Origin of the sequence: Mycobacterium sp. IS-2888 (assembly GCF_001954215.1) — a bacterium.
In the GTDB taxonomy this organism is placed as follows: domain Bacteria; phylum Actinomycetota; class Actinomycetes; order Mycobacteriales; family Mycobacteriaceae; genus Mycobacterium.
Genome location: NZ_MBET01000051.1, coordinates 1 through 16344 on the forward strand (window position 1 = coordinate 1; position 16344 = coordinate 16344).

Below are 16344 nucleotides of genomic sequence, written 5' to 3' on the forward strand. Positions count from 1 at the left end.
CTCGGGGGCGCCCTTGAGCATCAGGAGCGGCGCCGACCCGTTGGTGCTCAGCGTGCCTATCGCGGCGGCGAAACCGCGGCTGGACTCGAACGGCACCTCGGCAAGCATCGCCCACTCCGAATCACCTTGACCGGCAAGTGAATCCGCCGCGGTGATGATCGCTTCGTCGGTGGCGTGCGCATGTCCTTGTCCCTCTTGCGGTTTCGTCGACGCCCACGCCGCGGCCCGCAGCACGGCCGCGGACCGCGGATCGTCCGCGTCCGGAAACGGGTCCCGCGCGTCGGCCGCCGCCGGTACCGCGCACACGACGCGCAACCGGTTTTCGGTGAGAGTGCCGGTCTTGTCGAAACAGATGGTGTCGACCCGGCCCAGCGCCTCGATGGTGCGGGGCGCTCGAACCAGCGCCCCGCGCGCGGTCAGCCGCTGGGCGGCGGCGAGTTGGGACAGGGTGGCCACCAACGGCAGACCCTCGGGGACCGCGGCCACCGCGATGGCGACGCCGTCGGCGACGGCCTGGCGCAGTGACGCGCGCCGTAGCAATGCCAAAGCGCTGACCGCGGCGCCGCCGGTGAGCGTCAGCGGAAGGACCTTGCTGGTGAGCTCCCGCAGCCGGGCCTGCACACCGGCCGACGTTTCGACGTCGGCGACCGCCGAGATCGCGCGGTGCGCGGCGGTGCCGACCCCGGTGGCCACGACGATCGCCCTAGCGTGCCCGGCCACGATCGTGCTGCCCTCGAACAGCATGCTGGCCCGGTCCGGGTCGTTGACGGCAACGGGATCCACCTGCTTGTCCACCGGCAGCGACTCGCCGGTGAGTAGCGACTCGTCGACCTCCAGGTCCTCGGCCACCAACAGTCGCGCGTCCGCCGGCACCACTTCCGGTGCGGCCAGGTCGATCACGTCGCCGGGTCGCAGCGAATTGGCGGACACCGTGGCCGTGCGCGTGGCGCGCCGGGCCGCCTCCAGCCGGCGTCGCGTGGTCGCGACGGCCGGGACGACCACCCGGCGCACCAGCTGGTCCTGCTCGGCGAACAGTTCGGCGGCGGCCGCCTCGGCCCGTAACCGTTGTACCCCACCGGTTATCGCGTTGACGGTCATCACGCCGGCGACCAGAAGCGCGTCGATATTGCTGCCGACTATCGCGGATGCGGCCGCCCCGACGGCCAGGATCGGGGTCAGCGGATCGGCGAGCTCGGCGCGGGTCGTCGATGCCAGCCGCGCCAGGCTGGTCACCGGTCCGCGCAGCGGTGCCAGCGCGGGGGTGTAGGACAGGTCGTCGAGACGGCGTCGCCACGACGGCGTGCCGGGCTCGACGGCCAAGGGCCGCGCGCCGCCGGCCAGCCGCGAATACACGATCTCCGGGTCCAGCGCGTGCCAGGCGGTCAGCGGCTGCGGGGTGGGATCGGGCAGCCTGAGCACCCTGGTGGCCGAGAAGGTTCCCGCCACCAACGCGGTGGCCGCGGCCGCATTCACCGGATTGAGCCAGCGCCGGAAGCTGACGGGGTTGGCGGTTCGGTCCTGCTCGCCGGTGACCAGCAGCAGCCCGGCCAGCGTGGTGCCGCCCTGGGCGAGGTGCACGGCCGATTCGCTGGCCGACCGGGCCACCGGGATCGCCGAGAGGATCCGCACCGCGTCGGCCAGGTCGGTGCCCGTGATGATGTCCGCGGTCCACGCCGTCGCCGCGCGGGGATCATCAAGGGCCACACCGACATCGGCGATCGCCAGGGCCGCCAGCGTGTCGGTGGACGCGAAATCGCGGTGCAGCGCGGTGATCAGCAATACGGGTCCGCGATCCACGCGCAGCTCCCGCACCAGGTTCAGCAGCGGCGTGCCCGGCGGATGCGTCGCCCCGACGCTGGCGGTCAGCTCCTCGGTGCCGGCGACGTGGCGCAAGACCACCCGGGCTCCGGTGCGGTGCGCGGTCTGAAACAACGGAATCGCGTAGGGGTCGACCTCCCAGCCAACATCGACGCTGCCCACACATTCGCCGTCGACCACGAGGTCGGCGCTTTCGCGGCCCTGGGCCGGCGTGTCCGACGGGCCTTGCACCGGAACCCATCTCAGCCGCGCGCCGGTGGCGGGCAACTCGTCGGGATCGGGCTCGGGCGCCTCCTCGCCGTGCAGCAGGGCGTCGGCGACCTCATATACCCGGTCGTCGTCCCAGCCGGGCGCATCGCCGCGCGAATGCAGCACGGCGCGGTGATCGCCGCGCAGCGCGGCGCCGTCGATTACGACGACCTTGACCCGATCCAGGCGCCGCAGCGCACCGGGATCGAGGACCAACTGTCCGGCATTGGCCAGGCCGCGACCCAGCACCGCCGCGAACGCCTGCCGGCCCATGTGTGCCGCTCTCGGCACCCCGGCCTCGATCGCACCGGCCGCGTCCTCGGTACCACCACCGGCGACCAACGCGCTCGCCGCCGCGATCAGCGAGCCGTTCGCAGCCGAGTCGACATAGCTCTCCACCGGACCCGCCATCGATCCCTTCGCGGTGTCGATCGCCGCGTCGATGGATCCGCCGACCACGACGTGCGACGCCTCACCCGCCGCCGCGGCCGGCCAGCTGTGCCGTGGCGCGTGCGATCTGGCCCCGGCGGATGAGATGACCGGCACCACCGGCGCTTGCGGCCGTTCGGGCGAGGCCAGCTGAGGCTCCCGGTCTCGCCACACGCGGCGGTGAGCCGTCGCCTCGGAGATTTGCAGGGTGCGTTGCGTCAAATCGAGCAGCGGTGTGCCGACCGCCTGGGTCAGCCCATGAGCCGCGGCCGTCGTCGCGGCGAGCGCGATATCGGTGCCGACTCGCCCCAGTCGCGACTCCAGCAGTGACACCATGCGCGGCTGATGATTGATCAGGGCGGCCGCGGCCCGGGTCGTCTTCGGTGCGGCGGGCAGGCGGGTGACCCAGCCGGTGACGGCGGCACTCACCGCGATGAGATCCATCGCGGCCGCGGTCAACGGCACCAGAACCGCCAACGGGTTTCCCGGGTCGGCGAACGGCGCGGAGACGGGCCCTGATCCCGGCCCTGCCGACGCGAGGTCGTCGGCTATCGAAGCCACCGTTTCCCGCACCTCGTCCAGGACGACGTCGTTGTCGGCGTCCTCGGCGAGTTCGATCACCAAACGGCCTAGGGAGCCCTCGACATGGGCCTTGGCCACGCCCGCAATCCGGCGAACCGGTTCCTCGACCACTGCCGCGTACTCGTGCCAGCGCGGGAACGGCAGCAGCGGATCGAGGTCCAGGTGCACCCGGTGCCCGCTCTGCCAGCGCACCGGCGCCGCGACGCCGTTACGGGAACCGTTGGGGGAGCCGTTCATCCCGAATGCCCGGCCGGTCGAATCGGCCACCGAATGCGCCACCGGGCCGGCGAGCTCCACCACCGGGCTGACCAACATCTGCACTGTGCCCGCGGCGCCGGCCGCGGTGGACACGCCGGCTCGCACTACTTGGGCCGCTCCGCCGGTGACGCCAGCGACGACGCTGGCAACACCCGGAATCTTCATGTGGTCACCCTTCGATTGCCTCTACCGTGCCTATCCTCCTGGCGTCGCTAGGACCTGTCCACATAGGGCCTGGACGGTAGGGCCTCGTGATGAAGGGGGCTACCTACTTTGCGGTAATCCAAACGCGCCGAACAAAGCCGGGTCGAGGAAAACGGTGATCGCGCCGATCCCGGCGTTCCCGGCTTCGTGGCCCGCGGTCAGGACATGGATGGAATGGGCGCGCAGGACGCCGTCGGCACCGCGGCGGTACTCGGCCACGGCGGGTTGTGCGTTCGCGGCCGTCCGGACCATGACGATGTCGCCGGCCTTGGTGAAGGCACGGACGGCGAGGAACCGCATCACCGTGTCGCGGCCCGTGAACCACATAGGCAGAGGCGGCATTTCGAGTTTGACGTCGGCTTGCAGCAACTCGGTGAGCGCGGCCATGTCCGCGTTTTCGAATGCGGCGCAATAGCGGTCGAGCAATTCACGCAGTTGCGCGTCGTCGGGCTCGGCGGCGTCGTCTTCGGTGGGCGAGATCTCCGCGAGGCGGGCCCGCGCCCGCTGCAGGGAGCTGTTGACCGCGGCCGGTGTGGTTTCCAGTAGTTCGGCGACCTCAGCGGCGCTGAACTGCACGACATCGCGCAAGATCAGGACGGCTCGCTGCCTCGCGGGAAGCTCCTGCAGCGCCGTCATCACGGCCAGGCGCACACTTTGCCGTGCCGTGACGGATCCTTCCGGAGTCTCGGACATCAGGGCGTCGGGAATCGGCTCCAGCCACTGATGGGCACCGGTGTAGCCGTCCAGGCTCACGTCGGGGTCGATCGAACTGTCGCCCAGCCCGGCCGGCAGCACCCGCCGGGCGCGGTTCTCAAGCGCACGCAGGCACGCGGTCGTCGCGATCCGGTACAGCCAGGTCCGCAACGCCGCCCGTTCCTCGAAGGCCTGATAACCCCGCCAGCCCCGCAGATAGGTTTCCTGGACCAGATCTTCGGCGTCGTGCACCGAACCGAGCATGCGGTAACAGTGCGCGATCAACTCGGCGCGAAACGGCGCCGCGCGCTCGATGAACTCCTCCTGAGCCGGCACGCGCATCTCCTATCTAGGCCTCCGGTCCGGAATGGGCCGAAACGCTACTCCAGTACAGAGACACCCGGGCACCGGAATTCATCGTGCGGCGATGAATCAGTGCGCCGCGCCGTATCGGAATTAGTGCGGCCGTCGCGCCGTCCGGCGATGCGCCCGCACCGTCGGGCAGATCAACGAGGAGATCGTCATCATGGTGAGAATCGCCGACACCACAGTTCTGGTTACCGGGGGCAATCGCGGCATCGGGCGCGCCTTGGTCGAAGAAGCGTTGAGCAGAGGCGCCAAGCGCGTATACGTCGGTACCCGAGCGCAATTGACCCACCGGGATCATCGCGTCACGCCCCTGACCCTGGACGTCACCAACGCGGCGCATATCCAGGACGCGGTCGACGAAGTCGAATCGCTCGACATCCTCGTGAACAATGCCGGCCTGGCGCTCTACGACGACTTGAGCGAGCGTGTCGCGCTCGAACGCCATCTCGCCGTCAACCTCTTTGGCACCTACGCGATGATCCAGGCCTTCCTGCCGTTGCTGACTCGTTCCGGCGGAGCCATCGTCAACAATCTGTCGGTGAACGCCATCGCCCCCTTGCCGCTCATTCCCGCGTACTCGATCTCGAAGGCGGCCGCGTTCAACCTCACGCAATCGCTGCGTGCCCTGTTGGCCGAACGGGGCGTCAGCGTTCACGCCGTCCTCACCGGGCCCGTCGACACCGAAATGACGCAGGGCCTCGAGATACCGAAAAGCTCCCCAGAATCGGTCGCGCGGGCCATCTTCGACGGAGTCGCGAACGGCGAAGAGGACATCTTCCCCGACGCCATGTCGAAGTCCGTGGCCGAGAGCTGGAATACCGGCGCCGCGAAGGCGCTCGAACGCCAGTACGCGGCGCTGCTCGCGGACGGCACCGATTAATCCCGGTGACAGAACGTATCTGAATTACTGAGCACCCAAAACACCGGAAGCGAGCACGATCATGACCAACACAATCACCAACCTCGCCGGCACGACGGCGATCGTGACGGGGGCCAGCCGCGGATTCGGCCGCGCCATCGCCACCGCCTTGTCGGCCGCCGGCGCCGATGTCGTCGGCGTCGCGCGCAACCGCGCGCTGCTGGACGAGGTCCGCGGCCAGCTGGGCGACACGTTCATCCCCGTTGCCGCCGACGCCGCCGATCCGGCCACGGCCGTCCGTCTCATCGACGAATACGGGCCGAGCACACTGGTGCTGTGTGCCGGGGCGGCTCCGCGGATGGGCCCGTTGCAGGATCAGACCTGGGAGACCTTCAGCGAAAACTGGAACGTGGACGTGGCACAGGCATTTCATTGGACCCGGCATGCGCTGCGGCGCCCCCTGCCTCCGGGCAGTTCGGTGATCGTGATGTCCAGCGGCGCCGCGCTCAACGGGTCACCGCTGTCCGGTGGCTACGCGGGCGCGAAGTCGACCGTCCGGTTCATCACCAGCTACGCCGCCGCCGAATCGCAACGGGCCGGGCTGGGGATCAGCTTCGTGTCCGTGCTGCCGCGCTTGACGCCGGCCACCGATCTCGGTGCCAAGGCCGTCGCCGCCTACGCCGAGCGTGAAGGCGTCGACGTCGAGACGTTCGTGCAGGCCGCCGGCCCCGCGCTCACCGCGGACCAAGCCGGCCGGTCGGTTCTGGAGATCGCCGTCGGCGCCATCCGGAACGGCGACGCCTACCTACTCACCTCCGCTGGCCTGTCATCGCTGGCGTGAGCCACTCAACCGAAAGGCGGACAACCTCATGACGATGAACACACCCCCGATCGTGTCGGCCGAGGAGTGGGCGGCGGCCCATCAGCGACTGCTGGTCAAAGAGAAGGAGGTGACCCGGGCCCGGGACGCGCTCGCGGCGATGCGCCGGCGGATGCCGTGGACTCCCGTCGACAAGCCGTACGAGTTCGAGGGGCCCGGGGGCACGGTCGACCTGCTCGGCCTGTTCGAGGGCCGGCGCCAGCTGATCGTCTATCGCGCGTTCTACGGGCCCGACATCGAGGGCTGGCCCGACCACGGCTGCCGGGGCTGCTCGATGATCGCCGACCACATTGGGCACCTCGCCCACCTCAACGCCCGCGACACCACGCTCGTGTTCGCCTCGCGCGCACCCCAACCCGACATCGAACGCCTCAAGGAGCGGATGGGCTGGAAGATGCCGTGGTACACCATCACCGACAGCTTCGACGCCGACTTCGGCGTCGACGAATGGCACGGCACCAACGCCTTCATTCACGACGGCGAGCGCGTGTTCCGCACCTATTTCATCAACAACCGCGGCGACGAGGCGCTGGGCAACACCTGGAGCTTCCTCGACATGACAGCCCTTGGGCGCCAAGAAAACTGGGAGGATTCGCCGGAGGGCTACCCGCAGAGCGCGCCCTACGAGTGGTGGGACTGGCACGACGCCTACGGACAGCACGAGCCGTCGCGATGGTTCGGCGAGCCGGACCCCAACGATCCCAACGATCAACGTCCCCCGCGCGCGTGACCCGAATAGGGGCTTGACACTTGCGATCACGCTGATTCGCACCGCTGTGTTCCGCGGCGCCGGTCGCTACCATCCAAGCTTCGAGAGTCTGCCTCGTGCAGATTGCGGAAGCAGTTAGTCAGTGGTGATTGGCGACTTCTGCGAGACCGCGATATGGAGGCGGCGATGACACAGCCCCCGCAGGCGCCGGCGCGCCGGCGCGCATTTCGGTTGCCCGTTCCGTGGCTCAATATCGTCGGCATCGTTGCGATCGTCCTGGCGGCCGGCCTGATCACGGCGAAGAACCTGCACGGCCACGCGCCGCCGAATCAGATCCTCAATGTGTCCTATGACCCGACGCGGGAGCTCTACGCAACGCTCGACAAAGCCTTCGTCGAGCAGTTCCGCCGGCAGACCGGCGTCACCCTCGACATCAAGCAATCGCACGGCGGTTCGGGGCGGCAGGTCAGCGATGTCATCGACGGCAAGCAGAAGGCGAGCGTCGTATCGCTGGCGCTGGTGAGCGATGTCGATGCGCTGCGCAAGCGCGGATTGATCGCCGCCGACTGGCGGACCCGCCTGCCCAACAATTCGGTGCCCTACACATCGACCATCGTGTTCGTCGTCCACAAGGGCAATCCGAAAGCAATCCACGACTGGCCGGATCTGATCAAGGATGGCGTCGCGGTCGTGTCGCCCAACCCGCGCACCTCGGGCAACGGCAAATTGAGCGTGCTCTCCGCGTGGGGTTCGGTGACCACCCGCGGCGGCACCGAGACGCAGGCCTTCGCCTTCGTCAAGGCGCTGATGGGCCACGTCGCCGTCGCCGACCCCGGCGCGCGCAGCGCCGCCATCAGCTTTGCCGTCGAGAGAATCGGCGACGTCCACCTGACCTGGGAGAACGAAGCTCTGCGGGAGGTCTCCGAGAACAAGGACGAACTCGAGATCGTCTACCCGCCGATCAGCATCCGTGCCGAACCTGCGGTCGCCTGGGTCGACGCGAACGTCCCCGACAAGAAGATCGCGTCCTACGCCAAGGCGTACCTGGAATACCTCTACACCGATTCGGCACAGGAAATCATCGCCCAACTGGGATACCGGCCGCTGAAACCCGAAATCCTGGCCCGGCACGCCGGCCAGTTGCCCGACATCAACCTCTTCCCCATCACCGCGATCGCCAAAGACTGGGACGACGCCCGGGAGAGGTTCTTCGGCGACAACGGGATCTACGACACGCTTTCATCACCCGCGCAGGCCAGGGCCGTGTCGGCGCACCCGCGGCGAAAGGTCAAGCAGCCGTGAGCATTTCGGGGATTGTGAAGAACCTGAACTACGACGCGACGAAGGCGCGCCGCGATGCCGTCGCCGGCCTCACCGTCGCTGCCGTTTCGCTGCCACAGAGCATCACCTATGCGCTGGTCGCCGGAGTCGACCCCAAATTCGGCGTCTACTCCGCGATCGTGGTGACCCTTGTCGCCGCGGTCTTCGGGTCGTCCTCCCATCTCATCAACGGACCGACGAGCGCGATATCGCTGCTCATCTTCAGTTCCCTGGCGTTTCTCGACCCCGAGAATCGCACCGTCCTTTTCGAGGCGCTGTTCGTGCTGGGCGTCCTCGTCGGCGCATTCCAGATCCTCATTGCGGTATTCAAGCTCGGCGACCTGACCCGATACATCTCGGAATCGGTGATCATCGGTTTCCTGGTGGCCGCCGCGCTGCTGATCGCGCTGGGCCAGCTGGGTAATGCGCTCGGCGTGCGGGACAAGGGCAGCGGGCGGATACCGGTGCTGAAACGCACCTACCTCACCCTGTTGCACGGCGACGCCGTCAACTACCGCGCGCTGGTCCTCACCGTCGCAACCGTGGCCCTGGCGGTCATCCTGCGCCGGCTGGTCAAGCGCTACGGACTCCCGCAGCTCGACTTGCTGGCGGTCCTGGTCATCGCGGCCGTGATCGCCTATGTCGCCGGGTGGTCGACCCCCGACCGCGGCGGTAACACGGCGGTGACCCTCACCGCGAAAATCCCGCAGAGCCTGCCCTCCCCGCATATCCCGGACGTGCAACTCGGGCTGTTGAGCCAGCTGTCCGAAGGCGCGTTCGCCATCGCCTTCATCGGCCTCATCGAGGCGCTGTCGATCGCCAAGGCCATCGCGCACCAGAGCGGGCAGAAGATCGACTACAACCGGCAGATCCTCGCCGAAGGCCTGGCCAACCTGACCGGCGGCTTCTTCCAATCCGTGCCGGGCTCGGGCTCGATGTCGCGCTCGCCGATCAACTTCCAGGCCGGCGCGGCGTCGCGGTTCTCCGGAGTCATCGCCTCGGCCGCCGTCGCCGGGGCCGTGCTGCTGTTCGCGCCGCTGCTGCATTACATGCCGAAGGCCGCGCTGGCCGGTCTCCTGCTCATCACCGCCGCGCGGCTCATCGACTACAGGCGGCTGTTCTACATCTTGAAGGCGTCGCGCTACGACGCGGGCCTGGTGATCGTCACCGCGCTCACCGGTGTGCTGATCGATTTGGACACCGCCGTGCTGCTCGGGGTCGCCTTGTCGATCCTGTTGTTCGTGCCGCGCGCGGCGAAGCTGAAGGCCAAGGAGCTGATCGTCACCCCCGACCGCGTGGTACGGGAGCGCGTGCCCGGTGATCCGGTGGATCCGTCGACGATCATCTACGACCTCGAGGGTGAGCTATTCTTCGGCGCCGCACCGGAACTCGACCGCTATCTCGATGCGCTGCGCGACCGGGTCAAGCAGGATCGCATCAAGTTCGTCGTGCTGAGGCTCAAGCGGGTGCGCCATCCCGACGCCGTCGTCGTCGAGCGGATCGAGCATTTCCTGCGCGACGAAACCGCGCTGGGCGTAACCGTTCTGCTCGCCGGTGTGCAGCCCGACATGTGGACCGTGCTGACGAATGTCGGCCTCGAAAGCTGGTTCTCGGTCGAGCACGTCTTTCCCGAAGAGGATGAGGAATTCTCGGCGACGCTCAAGGCCGTCCGCTACGCCCATGCCCAGCTCGGTATCGGCGAACCGGGCGAGCAACTGCCCGCGAATGCTGGCAACGGGGATCTACAGCGTTACTACTACCTCGTTTGAGACGGCGCCTGAGCCGGTCCGAAAACACGAATGCGCGGTAGCCGTCGACCGGCTACTCGCGCATTGTCGGACGCTTGGTCTACAGAATTCGGTGGTTGGCCCTGCCAACCTGGTATCCGGCCGGGAACGACTTCTCGATGACCTGTAACTGGTGGTCCACTCTGGATTCGAGTTCGAGAACGACGCAGCTGTCGCCGACGGCTTTCGATTCGAGAACTATGTACCGCTGACCACAATCGGTGATCGGGTCGCCCGAGTGCAATTTCTCGACCGCCACCGACTCCGGTGTTCCGTCTGCCTCCATCCATGACACGTTAGGTCAATTGAGCGGATGAGGGAATAGTTCACCGGCCCGCCATCAACGCGTGTCGCCCCCGGGCTGCTTGAAGAACACGCTGACGCGAACGATCAAACCGTCGTCTCCCTGCTCGAACAGGATGCATTCCGGCCACGTCGTGGCGACGCCGTCGATCTCGAACGTCTCGGTCAGCTCGGCGAACGACAGTCGGTGGTCCACATGGGAGACCCGCTGAACCTGCAGCCGATGGCCTTCGAGGTTGGTGCACACCTTTCGTAGGTAGGCGACGTAGTGCGCCTTCCCGTCGACTTGATCGCAGAAGGGCCCCTCCCGGGTCAACCCTTCGTCGGCAATGGTGTCGGCCAGTCCGTCCCAGTCGTGCGCGGCGAGACACTCCAGGTACCGCTCGACCGCTTGGTCTTCAGTCGCGTTGCCCATGTCGTCCACGGTAGCCCGGCCGCCGCGGCGGGCTAGGTTGTCTGCCATGAGCTGGTGGACGGCCCAGGCCGAGCGAACGCTGACGGAAGACGTGCCCGCACCGCCCGATGAGGTTCGCGATTTCTACGTCGACCTGGACAACATCAAGCTGGTGCATCCGCTGATCGTGTCGGTGGAAACGCTGTCCCGCACCGAGACCCCGGCGGGTTACCGCCAGAGCTACCGTGTGGTCGACCGAATTCCGCTGGGGCCGTTGAATATCCGAATCACCTATCGGGCGTCACTACAAGTGCCCGCGATTGGCGACGTGCTGACCGAGGCCGACCAGACCCCCGGCGTGCGCCTGCGCGGAACGGTGAGCTTCGAGCCCGCCGCCGGAGGCACCCGGGTCACCGAGCGGATCCGGATCAGCGCACCCCGTGTGCTGGCGCCGGTGACCATCCGCGAAGCGGTCAAGGCGCACATCGAGATGCTGGCGGGCATCCGTCGCCACTTCGAATCCGCTTGATCAGCGGGGTTTCCACTCCGAGGTGAGGGCGAGTTCCGAGAGGTACCTGGTGGAGCTCCAGCCGCCGTCGACGACGATCGTCTGGCCGTTGATGAAAGTGCCGCCGGGAGAACACAGGAACGCCACGGTGCTCGCGACGTCCTCGACTGTCCCCAACCGCTGATGGGGAGTCAGCTCGGTGTTGATCCGCCGGAACCGCTCGTCCTGCAGGCGATGCTCGGTCATCGGCGTCTGAATGACGCCGGGAGCCACTGCGTTGCACCGGATTCCCTGAGCTCCGTATTGGCAGGCGATGTGTGTGGTCAGTGCGGTGAGCCCGCCCTTGGCCGCCGAGTACGCGCCGCCTCGAAGGCCTCCCACGACGGCGAAGGTCGAGGTGATGTTGATGATCGCCGAACCGGGCCGCATGTGCGGCAGTACTTCGCGAATGAGGCGAAACGGCGCGCGCAGCATTAGACCGAGGAAACGGTCCAATGTTTCGTCGTCGGTCTCGTGGACCGGTTTGGGACTGCCGATTCCGGCGATATTGATCAGGAAGTCGATGTGCCCCCAGCGCGCGACGGCGAGGTCCGCGAGGCGTCGGGGCGCGTCATCCTCGGTGAGGTCGGCGGCGTGGGTGGCGACCCGATCGGGATCGTCGGTGACCCTGGCCAGGCCGCGCGCCAACTCGGCGAGCTTGTCCTCGCTCCGGCCCGTCGCCAGCACCGCCATGCCCATTTCGGCGAGTTTCGTTGCGCAACCGAAGCCGAGTCCACCGCTCGCCCCGGTGACGATCGCTACCTGCATGTCACTGGTCCGCTTTCATCAGTGCCGCCTTGATCTGGTGCTTCAAAATTTTGCCCGCGTCGTTTTTCGGCAGGGCATCCCAAATAACCACTTGTTCAGGCGCTTTGAACCGCGCCACGCCCTCCTCCTGGAGAAAGACAGCCAAGCCGGCGACGTTTAATCTTGGGTCCAGTCCGGGGTCCGGGCCCGGTGTGGATGCCGGTACCACCACCGCGCACGCTCGCTCCCCGGTGCGGTCGTCGGGAAGGCCGACGACGGCGACCTCGGCGATGCCGGGATGGGTGGTCAGGACATCCTCGACCTCCTTGGGAGAGATGTTCTCGCCGTTGCGGATGATGATGTCTTTGGCCCGGCCGGTGACGACGAGGTAGTCGTCGTCGACCCAGCGCGCAAGGTCCCCGGTGCGGAAGTATCCCTCCGTGTCGAACGATTCGGCTTCGTCTTCGGGGTGCTGGTAACCCACCAGCATCTGCGGCCCGCGCACGCGGATCTCACCGGCGGAGAGTTTGACGTCGGCGAATCCGACGCGCCCGTCGGTGTCCGCGGCGTGGCCGCGGTGTCGTGCGGACCCGACCGTGGTGACCGGCACTTCGGTCGAGCCGTACACCCGGGTGACCACCGCCGAATCGAAATACGCTGCGGCCCTTCGGATCAGCGACGGCGATGCGGAAGCGCCCCCGCAGACGAACAGCTTCAAGTCGGGCAGGTGAGTGCCCGCAAGCTGCGCGGCGGCGAGCAGCTGCTCCAGAAAGGGCGTCGCACCGGCCATGTGCGTGCACCGCTCGGTTTGCATGAGCCGGACCGCCTCGTCGCCGTTCCAGCGATCCATCAGCACGGCGGTGGTGCCCAGCAGCAGCGGGCATTCGAACGCGTAGATGGAACCGCCGATATGGGCGATCGGAGATGCCACCAGGAAGCCGTCGCCCGGCTCGACGAGCCAGTGCTCGCTGATCTGGCGGATCAGCGCATGAATCGAATTATGGGTGTGCAGGACACCTTTCGGGCGACCGGTGGTTCCGGAGGTATAGAGGATTATGCGCACCGCGTCGGGGTTCGGCGTGGGCAGGTTCCTCGCGACGGTCTGCGAGGTGAGCAAGGACTCGAACGGGATTTGGTGGTCACCCGGATCACCGCGCACCACCACGACATCCGGCGGCGATTCCATCTGGGACGTCACCCTGCGCAGCATCGCGGGGTAGTCGTGACGCCCGAAATTCGATGGCGCGAAAAGCATGCGGCTGTCGGCGTCTTCGAGGATGAAACGCAGCTCGCGGTCCCGCATCGACGGCAGGATCGGATTCGCGACCATTCCCGCCAGCGTCGCGGCCAGATAAACCACCGCAGCCTCATGCCAGTTGGGCAGCATGAACGACACGACGCTGCCCGGGGGGATGCGGGCGTGCAACGCCTGCGCCAGCGTCGTCGCCTGCTCACAGAGGCTGCGGCAGTCCACCCTTCGGTCGCCATCGACCAATGCCACTCGCTCCGGTGTGCGCTCCGCGGCATCGCGCAGCGCGTCGGCCAGCGTGGCACGAACCCACCAGCCGCGCGCGTAGGCGTCGGCGGCGCGCGACTCGTCCCATCGAACCCAGCGGTCGCCGATGAGTTTTCGGTCGTGATGCGTGGCGGTGATGCGAGCTAGCCTTTCATGCGCCGCATCGTCATCGAGTGACGGAAGCGGGACGCTGGGTGGGTGTTGATGGTGACCTGGGCGACCTGTCCGTCGGAGGTCGTGTAGGTGCGACGCACCTGCAGCGCCGGGGTTCCGGGCTCGACGTCGAGGCCACCCGCCAGTGCGGAGGGGATGAGGACTGCCGCGATTTCCTGATGAACCTCGACGATACTCAGGCCGAAGAGGTCCTCGATCAGCGGGAAGATGGGGCCGTCGTGGCGCTGCAGCAGCCTGCCTACCGCGGCGAACGCGCGGTTGATGTAGTACTCGGCGCGGCACAGCGCGGGCTCCGAAGACCCGGCCGGTTCGGCGCCGTCCGTCCGCCGGTAACCGCGAACGGTCAGCCACTGCTCCCCGGCGGTCAGCCCGGTTCGCGGCGCCAGCTCGTCGTCGATCGTGACCATGGCGACGGATTCGATCGCGAAGTGCGTACCGGTCGCAAAGGCCAGCAGGTCGTTGATCGACATGACGTGCTGAACGTAGGAATCCGACGACGGTCGCGGCACCACGAGGGTACCGGTTCGCGGCCGCGACGACACCAGGTTGTCCTCGCGCAGTCGCCGCAGCGCCTCGCGAATGGTGTAGCGGCTGACCGCAAACCGTTCGCACAGCTCGTGCTCGGTGGGCAATTGCGACCCGACCGGATACACACCGTCCACGATCTCCTTGCGCAGGGTTCGCGCGACCTGAAGGTAGCGGTGATCGACGACTTTGGCGTCCGGCACCTCAGCCTCCCGCGTCTCGCAGCGCCAGCACGCTGCCCTCGGCGTCCGCCGAAACGTACAGCGTGCCGTCGGGCCCCGCGGCGATGCCGGCGAAGGGGCCCTGCGGCCCGGAGAAGGGCGGCAGCCCGAGCAGCGGCTTGGGGCTCACACCCGGCGGCGCCCCGACCGGCAAGTCCGACGCGATGGTGCGCCGCGTCCCGGTCGCCGGGTCGAACGCGATTAGCTCCTTGGCGCCCGCGTCGACGACGTAGACATGCCCGTCGCGCACGAGGATGCCCTGCGGCCGCCGCAAGCCGTCCACCAGTGTGCCGGTGCCGTCCAGCTTGACGACCTGCCCCGCTCCCGCTTCACAGACCAGGCACGCCCCGTCGGGGGCGATGGCCACGCCCACCGGCTCGCTCAGCCCGGAGGCGAGTACCTCGACGCGGCCGGCCCGGATGGATACCACGCGCCCGACACCGAGCTCGGCGGCCACGACGGTGCCGTCGGGAGCGACCGCCACGCCGTAGAGCTGGTCGAAACCCTCTGCCAGCACAGCACTTTCGTTGCTGGCCGGTCGATACCGCGAAACCTGGCCGTTGGACGTGGTGACCACGAACTCGCCCACTGCCGTCGCGGCGACGCCGCGCACGAAGCCGGGGTATCCGGGGCTGAACAACATACCGGCCGTCCGCAGCGCGCCGGGCCTGATGGGCGACGACCCGCTTCGCCCGGCTGCGCCGCGCCCGCGATCGTCGCCGTCGGCACCCATGACGTAGAAATACGTGCCGTCGGCGACGTAGAGATTGCCGTCCGCGCCAACCGCCAGATCCAGCGGCCAGTTCAACCCACCCGGCAGCACCGGGCGAGACTCTCCGCCACCGAGGATTTCGGTGATCTCCCCGGTGAAGTTGGACACGAACAACCGCTCGCCCACGAAGGTGAGGTTGTCCAGCCCGGGGTTCAGCGCTGCCAGCACGGTGCGCTCGCCGCTGCGGGGGTCGATGCGCAGCACCTCTCCGGTCTGCACCTGGGTGGACACGATGCGGCCGCTGGAATCGAACTTCACCGCGTCGGGGACGCCGAGGTCACCCGCAACCCGTTCGGGGACACCGCCTTCGGGGTCGATGCGCCAGATCTCGTTGGCCCCCATCAACGGGAAATACAACAAGCCGTCGGGTCCGACCTCCATGGCGTTGGGCAGCGGCGCGTTCTCCAGGAGCACCCGCGGCGCGCCGCCGGTGAGGTCGAGTTCGAGCAGCCGCCCGCCCTCGCGGCACTCACCGATGAACAGCCGGCCGCGGTGAAATGTGATGCCGTTGGCCGACGGGACATCGTCGCGCAGCACCCGGGTGCGCCCGGCGGCGTCGCGCATGCTCACCCGGCCGTCCATCACTTCGGTGGCGTAGAGGTTGCCGTTCGGGTCGAAGGCCACGTCGTCGGGCGCGACGATGTCGCCGCCCTTGGCGCTGACCGTGTCCAGCCGGCCGGTCGCCGGGTCGAGCGCACTGATCTGGCTGCCGGTCACCTGTGCGATGTAGATACGGCCGTCCGGCCCGGTGCGCAGGCCGTTGGCCCCGAACAGCCGGCTGGGCGGCGTGAGTCGCTGCAGGGTCCAGCCTTCGGCGAGGGTGGGTGGACGCGCGGCCGAGTGGCGGCTCGCGTCCTGCGACAATCCGGTTCCGGCTATCACCGCTCGCACCTTAGCAATCGGCCAATAGTCCAGACAATAGCCAGCCTGGAACCATATCCGGGCCTTGACGCGCTGGCCGTCATAAGAGAATCATGCTCTCTAATGA

General features: G+C 67.8%; 14 protein-coding genes. 6 read left to right on the forward strand and 8 right to left on the reverse strand.

Annotation, left to right across the window (positions count from 1 at the left end):
• Both A5745_RS07870 and A5745_RS07875 read right to left on the reverse strand, forming a co-directional pair.
• Positions 1–3501, reverse strand: a 3501-nt coding sequence (locus A5745_RS07870; protein ID WP_076115662.1) for an HAD-IC family P-type ATPase, incomplete at its 3' end; no start/stop codon positions are given.
• Between the two features lie 99 nt (positions 3502–3600).
• Positions 3601–4569, reverse strand: coding sequence for a sigma-70 family RNA polymerase sigma factor (locus A5745_RS07875; RefSeq protein ID WP_076115706.1), 969 nt, complete (start codon positions 4567–4569; stop codon positions 3601–3603).
• 190 nt (positions 4570–4759) lie between these two features.
• On the opposite strand from A5745_RS07875, the gene A5745_RS07880 reads away from it, so the two are divergent.
• From A5745_RS07880 to A5745_RS07900, 5 genes are all read left to right on the forward strand, one after another.
• Complete coding sequence (locus tag A5745_RS07880) at positions 4760–5482, forward strand: SDR family NAD(P)-dependent oxidoreductase (protein ID WP_083662798.1); 723 nt, start codon at positions 4760–4762, stop codon at positions 5480–5482.
• A gap of 61 nt (positions 5483–5543) precedes the next feature.
• Positions 5544–6302, forward strand: coding sequence for an SDR family oxidoreductase (locus tag A5745_RS07885; protein ID WP_076115663.1), 759 nt, complete (start codon positions 5544–5546; stop codon positions 6300–6302).
• A gap of 34 nt (positions 6303–6336) precedes the next feature.
• Positions 6337–7071 carry a DUF899 domain-containing protein gene (locus A5745_RS07890; RefSeq protein WP_076115708.1) on the forward strand — a complete coding sequence of 245 codons (735 nt, stop codon included), beginning with the start codon at positions 6337–6339 and terminating at the stop codon, positions 7069–7071.
• Positions 7072–7236: 165 nt separating this feature from the next.
• A complete protein-coding gene (locus A5745_RS07895; protein WP_076115709.1) occupies positions 7237–8352 on the forward strand; it encodes a sulfate ABC transporter substrate-binding protein in 1116 nt (371 codons plus the stop codon).
• Positions 8353–8354: 2 nt separating this feature from the next.
• The gene (locus A5745_RS07900; RefSeq protein ID WP_371336869.1) at positions 8355–10139 is read left to right on the forward strand and encodes a SulP family inorganic anion transporter; all 1785 of its coding nucleotides are present in this window, start codon (positions 8355–8357) and stop codon (positions 10137–10139) included.
• A 79-nt stretch (positions 10140–10218) separates the two neighbouring features.
• Here A5745_RS07900 and A5745_RS07905 read toward each other — a convergent pair whose 3' ends face one another.
• Entirely contained in the window at positions 10219–10443 is a 225-nt protein-coding gene (locus A5745_RS07905; protein WP_076061380.1) for a hypothetical protein, read from the reverse strand.
• Between the two features lie 54 nt (positions 10444–10497).
• A complete protein-coding gene (locus A5745_RS07910; protein ID WP_076115710.1) occupies positions 10498–10875 on the reverse strand; it encodes a nuclear transport factor 2 family protein in 378 nt (125 codons plus the stop codon).
• 46 nt (positions 10876–10921) lie between these two features.
• Between A5745_RS07910 and A5745_RS07915 the strand changes: the two genes are divergently transcribed.
• Complete coding sequence (locus A5745_RS07915) at positions 10922–11383, forward strand: SRPBCC family protein (protein WP_076115665.1); 462 nt, start codon at positions 10922–10924, stop codon at positions 11381–11383.
• Here the strand turns inward: A5745_RS07915 and A5745_RS07920 are convergent, their stop codons facing one another.
• From A5745_RS07920 to A5745_RS07935, 4 genes are read right to left on the reverse strand one after another with little or no spacing between them, the layout of a single operon-like run.
• A complete protein-coding gene (locus tag A5745_RS07920) occupies positions 11384–12169 on the reverse strand; it encodes an SDR family NAD(P)-dependent oxidoreductase (protein ID WP_076115666.1) in 786 nt (261 codons plus the stop codon).
• Position 12170: 1 nt separating this feature from the next.
• Complete coding sequence (locus tag A5745_RS07925; protein WP_076115711.1) at positions 12171–13772, reverse strand: AMP-binding protein; 1602 nt, start codon at positions 13770–13772, stop codon at positions 12171–12173.
• Between the two features lie 35 nt (positions 13773–13807).
• The gene (locus tag A5745_RS07930) at positions 13808–14566 is read right to left on the reverse strand and encodes a GntR family transcriptional regulator (RefSeq protein WP_076061374.1); all 759 of its coding nucleotides are present in this window, start codon (positions 14564–14566) and stop codon (positions 13808–13810) included.
• Between the two features lies 1 nt (position 14567).
• On the reverse strand, positions 14568–16220 hold the full coding sequence (locus A5745_RS07935; protein ID WP_254848515.1) for an SMP-30/gluconolactonase/LRE family protein: 1653 nt from the start codon (positions 16218–16220) through the stop codon (positions 14568–14570).
• Between the last annotated feature and the right edge of the window lie 124 nt (positions 16221–16344).